Raw genomic sequence first — 12,490 nt, 5'->3', positions numbered from 1 at the left:
GTTCACTGTGCGGGTGGAGGACTGGCGGGAGCTGCTGCCCACGGCCTACCTGCTCACCGGCAGCGACGCCGGGGCCCGGGACCTGCTCGTCCGCGCCCTCGCCCGCGGTCCCCGCGTCGAGGACCTGGTGCGGGTGCACCTGCGGCGCCGGCTGGCCCGGGACACCACGATCGCCGGGACGTCGGGCGACCCCTGGTGGCTGTCCGCCGAGGACCTCGCGACCGCCGGCCGGACCGCCGCGGCGCTGGACGGCCTGTCCCGCACCGAGCGGACCGCCGCCGTGCTGCGCTGGCACGACGGCCTGCTCGCCGACCGGGTCGCCGCCCTGGTGCCCGGTGTCGACCTGTCGACGCTGCCCGACCGGCTCGGCATCCCGGAGGCGGACCTGCCGCGCCGGCTGGAGGGCCTGGCCGCCCTCGCCGACCTGCGCGACCTGTCCGACGACGACGTCGCCCGCGGGGTCCGGGAGGTCCGCGGTCGCCGTCGGTCCCGGGCCCTGCTGGCCGTCGGGGCGGTCGCCGTCCTGGGCGCCGGGGCGGTGTGGCTGCCCGGCGCGCTGCCCACCGCGCCGCCGAGCGCCGCGGCGACCACGACCGAGGCCGGGCCGCAGGCGCCCGAGTCCGGACCGGCTCGGGGCGCCCTGGCCGACGACGAGGACTTCGTCGCCGGCCTCCGCGTGCAGCTGGACCCCGGCCCCGAGGACGGCCGGCTGCTGTACGCCGACGACGTCGGCGGCCTGCGCTGGGCGTTGATCATCCGGCCCTACGGCGACGGCGTCACCGCCACCTGGTTCTTCGGGCCGGAGGGGGCGCAGCCGGCGGACATGGCCCAGACCAGCGACGTGTACTCCGGGGTCCGGCCGGCCGCCTGGTCGTTGGCGGCGTCGACCGGCGGCCGGTCGGCGGTCCTGGTGGTGGCCCGGCCCGGCGACGAGGTCGAGCTGTCCCGGGGTGTCGTGGTGGCCGCCGACGGGACCCCGGGCCGCGACTTCGCCCCGGTGGACCTCGAGGACGGCGTCGCCGCGGTGCCGCTGGACGCGGTGCCCACCGGCGCCCCGGTGCAGTACCGCCTGACCCGGGACGACGGCCCGAGGGCCACCGGGACGCCGTCGGTCGCGGTCAACTCGAACTCCACGGCCACCGCCACACCCCCGCCGGCCCGCTCCGGCACCAATCCGGTGGACCCCGGCGCCTACGACCAGGCCGTCGCGCGGATCACCGGCCCGACCGGGCTGGACGCGGCCGACCTCGACGTCACCGTGCTGGGCTCGGGGACGTTCCCCGCACCCGGCGGGACGACGGCCCGCGCGGTGACCGTGGCCGCCGTCCTGCCCGGCGGGGCCGTGGTCACCTCGACCGCGCTGTCCGCCGACGACGGCGGCGCCGACGTCTGCGGCGTCGAGACCCACCCGGCCGGCACCGACCCCGCCGCGCTCACGGTGGCGACCCGGTGCGCCTCCTACGCCGGGGACTCCTCCACCTTCGGCGTGACCGTGGTGGTCGTGGCCCCCCCGGGCGTCGCGGTGACCCTGAACAGCGCTGCCGGCGGCGACCCGGTCACCCCGGAGCTGACCGACGGCTGGGGGTACGCGCTCACCGACCTCACCCAGTTCGCCGCGGACGGCGTGACCGGCCAGGTCAGCCGCGCCGGCGACGGCCCCTTCGACACGCCCTGACCGTGCCCGGGGAGTCGGTGGTCGGCCGGGCCGTGCGGGTGGTCGACGCGTTCCGGCCCGGGGAGACCACGCTCGGGGTCTCCGAGATCGCCCGCCGGGCCGGGCTGCACGTGGCCACGGCGTCCCGGCTGGTCGCCGAGCTGGTCGAGCTCGGGCTGCTGCGCCGGGACACCGACCGCAAGGTCGGGCTGGGCCTGCGGCTGTGGGAGCTGGGCTCGCGGGCCTCCCCCGCCCTGTCGCTGCGCGAGGCCGCGATGCCGCCGATGGAGGACCTGCACGCCGTGGTCGGCCAGCACACCCAGCTCGGCGTGCTCGACGGCGAGGAGGTGCTCTTCCTGGAGCGGCTGTCGGCGCCGGGGGCGGTGGTCAACTACACCCGGATCGCCGGCCGGCTGCCGCTGCACGCGTCGTCCTCGGGGCTGGTGCTGCTGGCCCACGCCGGCGCCGAGCTGCAGGAGCGCACGCTGGCCGGTCCGCTGCGCACCTTCACCCCGGCCACCATCGGCACCCCGGCGAAGCTGCGGGCGGCGCTGGACCACGTCCGCCGGGAGGGCGTCGCGTTCTGCCCCGGCTTCATCCACCCCGACGCCTGCGGGATCGCCGTGCCGGTGCGGGCGCCGTCCGGGGCGGTGGTCGCCGCGCTGGCGGTGATCGTGCCCAACGACGGCGACGCCCGGGCGCAGATCCCGGCCCTGCGGACGGCGGCCCGCGGCATCGGCCGGAGACTCGTCTCTCGCTGAGCGAGAAGTGCATGTCGCCGGTCACGTGGTCCGCGCCACGCTCCGGTGCATGGCGGATGCACTGCGGGTGGCGGCGAAGACCCGGGCGGCCGAGGGCGTCGTCGTCCTCACCCTGACCGACCCCGACGGCGGCCGGCTGCCCGACTGGACCCCCGGCTCGCACGTCGACCTGGTGCTGCCCGACGGCTCGACCCGGCAGTACTCGCTGTGCGGGGACCGCTGGGACGCCTACGCCTACCGGGTCGGCGTGCTGCGCGAGCCGGTCGGCCGGGGCGGCTCGGCGTGGGTGCACGACGAGCTCCAGGTGGGCGACCTGGTCGGCGTCGGCGGACCGCGCAACCAGTTCCGGCTGGTCCCGGCGCAGCGCTACCTGTTCCTCGCCGGCGGCATCGGCATCACCCCGCTGCTGCCGATGGTCGCCGCGGCCGACCGGCTGGGCGCGGACTGGCGGCTGGTCTACGGCGGTCGCACCCGGGCCTCGATGGCCTTCCTCGACGAGCTGGCGCCCTACGGCGACCGGGTGACCCTCTGGCCGCAGGACGAGCGCGGGCTGCTCCCGCTGGCCGAGCTGCTCACCGGCACCGACGCCCGGGTCTACTGCTGCGGGCCCGGTGCCCTGCTCGACGCCGTGGAGGCCACCTGCCCGCCCGGCCTGCTCCGCACCGAGCGGTTCGCCGCCAAGGAGCAGGGAGCGCCGGTCCGGGACACCCCGTTCACCGTCGTGCTGGACCGCACCGGGGCCGAGGTCGAGGTGACCCCGCAGCTCAGCGTGCTGGAGGCGGTGCGGTCGGCCGGCGTCGAGGTGCTGTCGTCGTGCCGGGAGGGCACCTGCGGCACCTGCGAGACCGCCGTCCTGGCCGGCGACCCCGACCACCGCGACTCGATCCTCGACGAGGCCGAGCGGGCCGCCGGGGACTGCATGTTCGTCTGCGTCTCCCGCTCCCGCGGCGACCGCCTGGTGCTGGACCTGTGAGAGGAACCCCCGTGCTGCCGAGCCTGGACCTGGACCCGTTCGACCCCGAGGTGCTGCGCGACCCGCTGGCCGCGCACGCCGAGCTGCGGGACGCCGGACCGCTGGTCGAGCTGCCCCGGTACGACACCTACGCGATCGCCCGGTACGCCGAGGTCCGCGCGGCCCTGACCAACTGGCAGGACTTCGAGTCCGCCGCCGGGGTCGGGCTGACCAACTTCCGCACCGAGACGCCCTGGCGGCCGCCCTCGCTGCTGCTGGAGGCCGACCCGCCCGGCCACGACGCGCCCCGGACGGTGCTGGCCAAGATCCTCGGGCCCCGGGCGCTGCGCCGGCTGCGCGCGGACTGGGCCGCCGACGCCGACCGGCTGGTCGACGACCTGCTGGCCGGCGGGTCGGTCGAGGTGGACGCCGTGCCGGCGCTGGCCGCGGCCTTCCCGCTGCGGGTCTTCCCCGACGCGGTGGGCATGGGCCCCGACGGCAGGGAGCACCTGCTGCCCTACGGCGACCACGCGTTCAACGCCTTCGGGCCCACCGACAACCCGCTGGTGCTGGCCGGGAACGCCGCCATGCCCGAGCACGCCGGCTGGGTCGGGCAGCAGTGCCTGCGGGAGAACCTGGCCCCGGTCGGCTTCGGCGCCGACATCTGGGCCGCGGCCGACCGGGGCGACCTCACCCACGACCAGGCGCCGTTGGTGGTCCGCTCACTGCTCACCGCCGGCGTGGACACCACCGTGCACGGCATCGGTGCGGTGCTGCACGCCCTCGCCGTCACCCCCGGCGCCTGGGACCGGCTGCGCGCCGACCCGTCGCTGGTGCGCAGCGTCTTCGACGAGGCGGTCCGCTGGGAGTCCCCGGTCCAGGCGTTCTTCCGGACGACGGTGCGGGACGTCGCGGTCGGCGAGGCCGTCGTCCCGGCCGGGGCGAAGGTGCTGGTCTTCTTCGCCGCCGCCAACCGCGACCCCCGCCGGTGGGACGAGCCCGACCGCTTCGACCTCGACCGCGACCCGTCCGGGCACGTCGGGTTCGGCATGGGCATCCACCAGTGCGTGGGCCAGCACGTGGCGCGGCTGGAGGCGGAGTCGCTGCTGACCGCGCTGCTGGCCCGGGTGCGCTCGCTGGAGCTGACGGCGCCGCCGGTGCGGCACCTCAACAACACCCTGCGCGCGTGGGAGTCCCTACCCCTGCGGCTGACCGTCTGAGGCGGCGAACCTCGCCCGGGCCCCGGGCGTCGCCGGGGTGAACAGGTTGACGAGGTTGCCGTCGGGGTCCCGCAGGACGAGCGACCGGTTGCCCCACGGCATCGTGGTCGGCTCGGTGACCACGTCGGTCGGGTCCTGCCGGACCCGCTCGTACAGGGCGTCCACGTCGTCGACCAGGAACTCGAGGACGGCGCTGCAGTTGTCCGCGGGCCCGGCGGCGCCCGGCGCGAACAGGCCGACCGTGCGGGTGCTGCCCAGGGCGAGGGTGCCGGCCGCGGTGCGCAGCTCGGCGAAGTCCGGTGTCGACCACACGACGGGCACACCCGTGATGCGCTCGTAGAAGGTGGCCAGCGCAGCGACGTCGTCGGTGATCACCCGGGTGGAGACGAAGCTCGGCAGGGGCGGGGGCGGTGTGGTCGCTGTCATGGTTCCGACGCTAGGACCGATACCGGGCAGGACCCGCCCGGTATCGACGAGGATGGTCCGGTGACCCGTCCCACGGCCCGTGTGCTGGCGCTGCTGGAGATCCTGCAGGCCGGCGGCACCCGCACGGTGGGCGAGCTGGCGGCCCGGCTCGCCGTGGACGAGCGGACCGTCCGCCGCTACGTGGCGCACCTCGCCGACCTCGACGTGCCGGTGGAGTCGGTGCGCGGCCGGTACGGCGGCGTCCGGCTGGTGCCGGGTCGCCGGGTGCCGCCGCTGATGTTCACCGACGAGGAGGCCCTGGCCGTGCTGCTGGGCCTGGTGTCCGCCCGCCGGGCCGGGCTGGTGACCACGTCGGTGGTGGCGGTCGAGAGCGCCGCCGCCAAGCTGCGGCGGGTCCTGCCGGTCCCCCTGGCCCACCGCCTCGACGCCGTGCTGCAGGCCATCCGGTTCACCGGTGAGCCGCTGCAGCCGACCGCGCCCGGGACCGGGGTGCTCATCGAGCTGGCGGAGGCCGTCCGCGACGCCCGGGCGCTGGTGCTGCACTACACGGACTCGCGCGGGTCGGGCACGGCCCGGACCGTGCACCCGTACGGGATCGTGGCGCACGCCGGGCGGTGGTACCTGACCGCGGCGGACCCGGCCGACGGCGAGGTGCGCGCCTTCCGGGTCGACCGCGTCGACCGGGTCGACGCAGCGGAGCCGGGCACCGTCGTCGTCCCCGCCGGTCTCGACCGGGCGGCAGCGGTGCTCGCGGCCATCGCCGGCGCACCGCGCCGGCACACGGTCTCGCTGCTCGTCGACGGTGCCGCCGACCACGTGCGCACGCTGTTCCCACCGGGTCTCGCCACCGTCGACGAGCACGGCCCCGACCGCGTCCGGGTGCTCATCCGGGCCGAGCGGCTGGACTGGGTGCCCCGGCTCCTCGCCGGGATCGACCGGCCGTTCTGGATCGAGGGCCCGGAGGAGCTGCGGCCGCTGGTGCGCGGACTGGCGCAGCGGGTCGCCGCGGCCGCGGACGGCCGCCCGCCGTCCTACCCCTGCGCCTGACGGTGCGCGGCGGCGAACCGGCCCGGGGTGGTGCCGGTGACCCGGGTCCAGTCCCGGGCGAAGTGCGCCTGGTCGGCGTAGCCCAGCACCGCGGCGGTCTCGGCCAGCGAGCCGTCGCCGTGCCGCAGCCGGTCGGCCGCCTCCTGCAGGCGGCGGCGCTGCACCAGCCACTTCGGGGTGAGCCCGAGCCGGCGCTTGACCAGCCGCTGCAGGGTGCGCTCGTCCAGGCCGGTCTCCGCGCACAGCTGGGCGACCCGCAGCAGGTCGGGCCGGGTCTCGACCAGCGCGACCACCCGGTCCACCAGCTCGCCCTCGGCGTCGACCGGCAGCAGCGGGCGCAGGGCGTCGGCGTAGCCGGCCATCGCGGCGCGGTGAGCCGCCTCGGCGTGCGGGTCGTCGGCCATCGCGGCCCGGACCCGCTCGGCGACCCCGCAGTCCAGCACGGTCGACATGTCGACATGCCGATCGGTGTAGGCGTCCATCGGTCCCCCGGCGACCAGCGACCCGGCCGCCGGGGTGAGCATCACGCCGACCGCCCAGCCGTCCCCGGCCAGCGTGGTCGTCGACAGCCCGGTGACCACGCCGTAGAAGCGGGCGTAGTCCGGGGTGACCACCAGCAGGGCGACCGGGTACTGCAGCACGTGCTGCGCGGACTCCGCACCCGACGGCACCGACCAGACCGGGACCCAGAACCGCTGCACCAGCGGGGCCAGGTCGGCGGGCGGTGCGTAGCGGTGCATCGTGTGCGAGCGGTCGTCCGGGGCGCGCAGGTGGGCGCGCTCGACCGCGTCGCGGGTGTCGGGTTCCATCAAGACCAGCCTGCCGCACGGGTGCGACGGTGGGCCGGTGACCGACACCGCTGCCTCGTACCGGGCCACCGCGTCCGCCCTGTCCGCCGTCCTCGACGCCGTCCCGGCCGACCGCTGGTCCGCCCCGTCCCCGTGCGAGGGCTGGTCCGCCGCCGACGTGGTCGCGCACGTCGTGGACACCCAGCGCGAGCTGCTCACCACGCACGGCTGCGACGTCGGCCCGGCGCCGTCCCCCGGCGACCCGGCCGCCGCGTTCCGGGCGCACGCCGACCAGGTCGCGGCCCTGCTCACCGACGAGCTGGTGGGCCGGGAGTACGCCGGGTTCTTCGGCCCGACGACGGTCGGCGCCACCCTGGAGCAGTTCTACGTGTGGGACATGGTCGTGCACCGGTGGGACGTCGCCCGCGCCACCGGCGGCGACGAGTCGCTCAGCGCCGCCGAGCTGGACCGCACCGAGGCCGGCGCCGACTCCTTCGGCGAGGCGCTGCACATGGACGGCATCTGCGCGCCGGCCCTGCCGGCCGACCCGGGGGCCGACCGGCAGGGCCGGGTGCTCGCCCGGCTGGGACGCCGGGCCTGAGCTCAGCTGGCCGCGCCCAGGGCGTCGGCCATGCGGTGGTGCGCCGCCGCCTCGTCGGCGCGGTGCTGGCGCTCCAGCGTGCGGGCCAGCGCACGGCGGGCCCAGCCGTCGGCCGGGGCCAGCTCGACCAGCTGGCCGAAGGCCTTCTCCGCCCGGGCGAGCTGGGCGGAGTGGAAGCACGCGCGCCCGAGGAGCTCGAGGACGGAGACGTCCTCGGGGTACTCGGCCACGACGGGGGCCAGGATGGCCACCGCCTCGGTGGGCTGGCCGCTGGTCAGGAACAGCTCGGCGCGGAGGTACTCGGAGTGCAGGTCGATGGTGGTCATCGGTGGCCTCCTCTCAGGCGGTCGGTGCAACACGACGCCGTCCGCCGCATTCCCGGCCCCCGAGGAGCAGGATCCCCCTCGTGACCCGCACCGTCGAGACCCTGCCCACCGAGCGCGAGCGGGCCCGCCGGCGCGCCGTCCCGGTGCTGGTGGGCAGCCAGGTCCTCGGTGGTGTCGGGGTGGCCAGCGGCATCGCCGTGGGCGGGCTGCTGGCCGAGCAGGTCTCCGGGTCCACCGCGCTGTCCGGTTTGGCGCAGACGGCCACGGTGCTGGGCTCGGCCGCGCTCGCCGTGCCGCTGGCCCGGCTCGCCGCCGCGCGGGGCCGCCGTCCGGCCCTGGCCACCGGCTACGGGTTGGGGCTGCTCGGCACCGGGCTGGTGGTCGTGGCCGCCGTCCTGGGGTCCTTCGTGCTGCTGGTCGCCGGGCTGCTGCTGTTCGGCGGGGCCACCACCTCGGGGCTGCAGGCCCGCTACGCCGCCACCGACGCCGCGACCCCGGAGACCCGCGGCCGGTCGCTGTCGGTGGTGGTCTGGGCGACCACGGCCGGTGCGGTGGCCGGGCCCAACCTGTCCGGGCTGGGCGGCCGGCTCGGCGAGGCGCTCGGGCTGCCCTCCCTCGCCGGTCCCTACCTGTTCTCCGCGGTGTCCTTCGCCGCCGGCGCGCTCGTGGTCGGGCTGCTGCTGCGGCCGGACCCGCTGGTCGTCGCCGGCCCGGGCGCCCCGACCGGCCCGCGGCCCTCGGTGCGCGAGACGCTGCGGGTGGTGCTCGCCGTCCCCGCCGCCCGGCTCGGGCTGGTCGCGGTGGCCACGGCGCACGCGGTGATGGTCGGCGTGATGGTCATGACGCCGGTGCACCTGGGCCACGGCGGCGCCTCGCTGCAGGTGGTCGGGATCGTGATCAGCGTGCACATCGCCGGCATGTACGCCGCCTCCCCGGTGATGGGCTGGCTGGCCGACCGGGCCGGGCGGGTCGCCACCATCGGCCTGGGCGTCGGGCTGCTCGCGGCTGCGCTGGTGGTCGGCGCGCTGGCGCCGGCGGAGGCGCGCGGCTGGGTGACGGTGTCGATGCTGCTGCTCGGGCTGGGCTGGTCGGCCGCGCTGGTCGCGGGGTCCACGCTGCTGTCGGAGTCGGTCCCGGCGGAGGTGCGGACGTCGGTGCAGGGCACGTCGGACCTGGTCATGGGCCTGGCCGGGGCCGGGGCGGGCGCGCTGGCCGGGCCGGTGCTGGCCGCCGGGGGCTACCCGTCGGTGGCGGTGGCGGCCGCCGTCCTGCTGGTGCCGGTGGTGGTCCTGCTGGCCCGACGGCGGGATCCGGGCGCAGGGCGGGGCGTTCGGCCGCGCACGTAACCTCGGGCGGGCCATGACGACCCGCGACCGCTCCGACGCCTGCCCCGGCGCCGTGCAGACCCACCGGGCCGCCGACGGGCAGCTGGCCCGGGTGCGGGTGCCCGGCGGGCTGCTGTCCGCCGCCCAGGTGCAGGTGCTGGCCGGGTCCGCGGTCGAGCTGGCCGACGGGGCGCTGGAGCTGACCAGCCGGGGCAACCTGCAGCTGCGCGGCCTGGCGCCGGACGCCCCGGCCGAGCTGGCCCGCCGGCTGTTCGGCGCCGGGCTGCTGCCCTCGGAGGCGCACGAGACCGCCCGCAACGTCGTGGCCAGCGTGCTGTCGGGCCGGTCCGGCGGCCTGCTGGACGTGCGGCCCCTGGTCCGCGCCTTCGACGCCGGCCTGGTCGCCGACCCCGCGCTGGCCGAGCTGCCCGGCCGCTTCCTGGTCACCGTGGACGACGGCCGCGGCGACGTCACCGGCCTGGGTGGGGACGTCGGCCTGCACGCCGTGGCCGCCGACGCCGTGGCCCTGACCCTCGCCGGCACCGACTCCGGTCTGCGCGCCGCGCCCGCCGACGCCCACACCCTGGCCCTGGACGCCGCCCGCGCCTTCCTCGCCGAGCGCACCGCGCAGGGGTCGCAGGCCTGGCGCCTGGCCGAGCTGACCGACGGGGTGGGCGCCGTGGCCGTCCGGCTCGCCGGCCACCCCGTCCCCGGTGACCGGCCGGCTCCCGGGACCGGGCCGGTCGTGGGGGCCACCGAGCAGGTCGACGGCCTGGTCGCGCTGGTCGGGCTGGTGCCGCTGGGCCGGCTCACCGCTCCGGCGCTGGACGTCCTGGTGCAGGTCACCGCGGCGCTGGGCAGCGAGATCCAGGTGACGCCGTGGCGCAGCGTCGTCGTCCCCGACCTGCCCGACGAGTTCGTCGACGACGTCGCCACCGCGCTGCACCACGCGGGCCTGGTGTTCGACGCGGCCAGCCCGTGGGCGCAGGTCACCGCGTGCGCCGGACTGCCCGGCTGTGCCAAGTCGCGGGCCGACGTCCGGGCCGACGCCGCGCACGCCGTGGCGACCGGCACCCTGCCGGTCGCGGGGCCCCAGCACTGGGCCGGGTGCGAGCGGCGGTGCGGCCGCCCGGCAGGATCGACCGATGTCCTCGCCGTCGAGGACGGATACCGGATCGGAGCAGGGTGAGCAGCAGGGTCGAGTACGACTACGAGCACGACGGCGCCGAGATCTACCGGCAGTCCTTCGCGACCATCCGCCGCGAGGCCGAGCTGGACCGGCTGCCGGCCGACGTCGCCCAGGTGACCGTGCGGATGATCCACGCCTGCGGGCAGGTCGACCTGGTCTCCGACGTCGCCTGGTCCGACGGCGTGGTCGGCAAGGCCCGGGCCGCGCTCGAGCTGGGCGCACCGGTGCTGTGCGACGCGCAGATGGTGGCCGCCGGGGTGACCCGCAAGCGGCTGCCCGCCTTCAACGAGGTGGTCTGCACGCTCAACGACCCGCGGACGCCGGACCTGGCCCGCGAGATGGGCACCACCCGGACCGCGGCCGCCCTGCACCTGTGGGGCGAGAAGCTCGAGGGCGCCGTGGTGGCGATCGGCAACGCGCCGACCGCGCTGTTCCACCTGCTGGAGATGGTCGCCGCGGGCGGTCCGCGCCCGGCCGCCGTCGTCGGCATCCCGGTCGGCTTCATCGGCGCGGTGGAGAGCAAGGAGGCCCTCGCCGCCTCCGACCTGGACTTCCTCGTCGTCCGGGGCCGGCGCGGCGGGTCGGCCATGACCGCCGCCGCGGTCAACGCGCTCGCGAGCACCGCCGAATGACCGGCCGCCTCTACGGGGTCGGCCTGGGGCCGGGCGACCCCGAGCTGGTCACGGTCAAGGCCGCCCGGCTGATCGGCGCCGCCGACGTCGTGGCCTTCCACTCGGCCCGCCACGGGCGGTCGGTCGCCCGCGGGCTGGCCGAGCCCTACCTGCGCGCCGGGCAGGTCGAGGAGCTGCTGGTCTACCCGGTCACCACCGAGACCACCGACCACCCCGGCGGCTACCAGGGCGCGATCGACGAGTTCTACGAGACCGCCGCCGCCCGGCTGGCCGCCCACCTGGACGCCGGCCGCGACGTCGTCGTCCTCGCCGAGGGCGACCCGTTCTTCTACGGGTCCTACATGCACATGCACAAGCGGCTCGCGCACCGGTACCCGACCGAGGTGGTGCCCGGGGTGACCAGCGTGTCCGGCGCCGCCGCGGTGCTCGGCCGGCCGCTGGTCGAGCGGGACGAGGTGCTCACCGTGCTGCCCGGCACGCTGCCCACCGAGGAGCTCGCCGCCTGGCTGGAGGCCGCGGACTCCGCGGCGGTGATGAAGCTGGGGCGCACCTTCCCCGCCGTCCGGGACGCCTTCGCGGTCGCCGGCGTGCTGGACCGCGCCTGGTACGTGGAGCGGGCGACCACCGACCGGCAGCGGGTGCTGCCGCTGGCCGACGTCGACCCGGAGACCGTGCCCTACTTCTCCCTGGCGCTGCTGCCCAGCGAGCTCACCGGCCCGGGCAACGCCGCCGTCCCGCCGGTCACCGAGGCGCCCGCGCCCGAGCCGGCCGAGCCCGTCGTCGTCCCGCTGCAGGCGGGTTCGGTGACCGTCGTCGGGCTGGGACCCGGCGCCCGGTGGTGGACGACGCCCGAGGCGTCTGCCGCGCTGGCCGAGGCCGACGACCTGGTGGGCTACGGGCCCTACCTGGACCGGGTCCCGGCCAACCCGCGCCAGGTCAAGCACCCCAGCGACAACCGGGTCGAGGCCGAGCGCGCCGCCGCCGCGCTGGAGATGGCCCGGTCCGGTCGACGGGTCGCCGTGGTGTCGTCGGGTGACCCGGGGGTGTTCGCGATGGCCGCCGCGGTGCTCGAGGTCGCGGCCGCGGACTTCCCCGACGTCCCGGTGCGGGTGCTGCCCGGGATCACCGCCGCCCAGGCCGTGGCGTCGCGGGTGGGGGCGCCGCTGGGGCACGACTTCTGCATCCTGTCGCTGTCCGACGTGCTCAAGCCGTGGGACGTCGTGGTCGACCGGCTGCGGCACGCGGCCCAGGCCGACCTGGTCATCGCGCTGTACAACCCGCGGTCCAAGGCGCGTCCGCAGCAGCTCTTCGACGCCCGCGAGGCCCTGCTCGAGGTCCGGTCGCCCGACACGGTGGTCGTCGTCGGCCGCGACGTCGGCGGGCCCGAGGAGTCGACGACGGTGACCACCCTGGGCGACTTCGACCCCGGCACCGTCGACATGCGCTGCCTGGTGATGATCGGCAGCACCCAGACCAGGGTCACCCCGAGCGGCCAGGTCTACACCAGCCGCACCTACCCCGGCTGACCCGTCGAGTGTGCAGCCAGCGCTGCTCCCCGTCCCAGGATGG

Annotated in this window: 12 protein-coding genes and 1 pseudogene; 10 read left to right on the top strand and 3 right to left on the bottom strand. The window is 77.1% G+C overall.

Annotated elements, in window-relative coordinates; translation table 11 throughout:
- Positions 1-13: 13 nt before the first annotated feature.
- The 4 genes and pseudogenes from UXQ13_RS00485 to UXQ13_RS00470 all read left to right on the top strand — a co-directional run bounded on the left by UXQ13_RS00485 (position 14) and on the right by UXQ13_RS00470 (position 4,587).
- A complete protein-coding gene (locus UXQ13_RS00485; RefSeq protein ID WP_225234370.1) occupies positions 14-1,675 on the top strand; it encodes an RNA polymerase sigma factor in 1,662 nt (553 codons plus the stop codon).
- Between the two features lie 2 nt (positions 1,676-1,677).
- Positions 1,678-2,415, top strand: a complete 738-nt coding sequence (locus UXQ13_RS00480; RefSeq protein ID WP_336391611.1) for an IclR family transcriptional regulator — start codon at positions 1,678-1,680, stop codon at positions 2,413-2,415.
- Positions 2,372-3,388: pseudogene (locus UXQ13_RS00475) on the top strand (PDR/VanB family oxidoreductase); the annotation flags it as partial. The gene UXQ13_RS00480 and the pseudogene UXQ13_RS00475, both read left to right, overlap by 44 nt.
- Positions 3,385-4,587 carry a cytochrome P450 gene (locus UXQ13_RS00470; RefSeq protein ID WP_336391609.1) on the top strand — a complete coding sequence of 401 codons (1,203 nt, stop codon included), beginning with the start codon at positions 3,385-3,387 and terminating at the stop codon, positions 4,585-4,587. The pseudogene UXQ13_RS00475 and the gene UXQ13_RS00470, both read left to right, overlap by 4 nt.
- Here the strand turns inward: UXQ13_RS00470 and UXQ13_RS00465 are convergent.
- Positions 4,564-5,013: a VOC family protein gene (locus tag UXQ13_RS00465; RefSeq protein WP_336391608.1), complete on the bottom strand. Its 450-nt coding sequence runs from the start codon at positions 5,011-5,013 to the stop codon at positions 4,564-4,566. The two genes, UXQ13_RS00470 and UXQ13_RS00465, sit on opposite strands and share 24 nt — an antisense overlap.
- Before the next feature lie 60 nt (positions 5,014-5,073).
- Here UXQ13_RS00465 and UXQ13_RS00460 point away from each other — a divergent pair, with 60 nt between their 5' ends.
- Positions 5,074-6,060: a helix-turn-helix transcriptional regulator gene (locus UXQ13_RS00460; RefSeq protein ID WP_225234365.1), complete on the top strand. Its 987-nt coding sequence runs from the start codon at positions 5,074-5,076 to the stop codon at positions 6,058-6,060.
- On the opposite strand, the gene UXQ13_RS00455 is transcribed toward UXQ13_RS00460, so the two are convergent.
- A complete protein-coding gene (locus UXQ13_RS00455) occupies positions 6,045-6,869 on the bottom strand; it encodes a helix-turn-helix domain-containing protein (RefSeq protein WP_225234364.1) in 825 nt (274 codons plus the stop codon). The genes UXQ13_RS00460 and UXQ13_RS00455 overlap by 16 nt on opposite strands.
- Before the next feature lie 37 nt (positions 6,870-6,906).
- Here UXQ13_RS00455 and UXQ13_RS00450 point away from each other — a divergent pair, with 37 nt between their 5' ends.
- On the top strand, positions 6,907-7,449 hold the full coding sequence (locus tag UXQ13_RS00450) for a TIGR03086 family metal-binding protein (protein WP_225234363.1): 543 nt from the start codon (positions 6,907-6,909) through the stop codon (positions 7,447-7,449).
- Positions 7,450-7,451: 2 nt separating this feature from the next.
- Here the strand turns inward: UXQ13_RS00450 and UXQ13_RS00445 are convergent, their stop codons facing one another.
- Complete coding sequence (locus UXQ13_RS00445) at positions 7,452-7,775, bottom strand: tetratricopeptide repeat protein (protein WP_225234362.1); 324 nt, start codon at positions 7,773-7,775, stop codon at positions 7,452-7,454.
- 80 nt (positions 7,776-7,855) lie between these two features.
- On the opposite strand from UXQ13_RS00445, the gene UXQ13_RS00440 reads away from it, so the two are divergent.
- Genes UXQ13_RS00440 through UXQ13_RS00425 form a run of 4 tightly spaced genes read left to right on the top strand, consistent with a single transcriptional unit; the run spans position 7,856 to position 12,447 of the window.
- Positions 7,856-9,121: an MFS transporter gene (locus UXQ13_RS00440; RefSeq protein WP_225234361.1), complete on the top strand. Its 1,266-nt coding sequence runs from the start codon at positions 7,856-7,858 to the stop codon at positions 9,119-9,121.
- Positions 9,122-9,134: 13 nt separating this feature from the next.
- Positions 9,135-10,289: a precorrin-3B synthase gene (gene cobG / locus UXQ13_RS00435; RefSeq protein WP_225234360.1), complete on the top strand. Its 1,155-nt coding sequence runs from the start codon at positions 9,135-9,137 to the stop codon at positions 10,287-10,289.
- The gene (locus UXQ13_RS00430; protein WP_336391607.1) at positions 10,286-10,921 is read left to right on the top strand and encodes a precorrin-8X methylmutase; all 636 of its coding nucleotides are present in this window, start codon (positions 10,286-10,288) and stop codon (positions 10,919-10,921) included. Before cobG ends, UXQ13_RS00430 begins: the two co-directional genes overlap by 4 nt.
- Complete coding sequence (locus UXQ13_RS00425) at positions 10,918-12,447, top strand: precorrin-2 C(20)-methyltransferase (RefSeq protein ID WP_336391606.1); 1,530 nt, start codon at positions 10,918-10,920, stop codon at positions 12,445-12,447. Before UXQ13_RS00430 ends, UXQ13_RS00425 begins: the two co-directional genes overlap by 4 nt.
- The last annotated feature ends 43 nt before the right edge of the window (positions 12,448-12,490 follow it).

The sequence above is a fragment of the Klenkia terrae genome (assembly GCF_037083865.1).
Classification (GTDB): Bacteria; Actinomycetota; Actinomycetes; order Mycobacteriales; family Geodermatophilaceae; genus Klenkia; species Klenkia terrae.
Note: the sequence above shows the minus strand (reverse complement) of the source record. Positions and strands in the feature narration are given on the sequence as shown.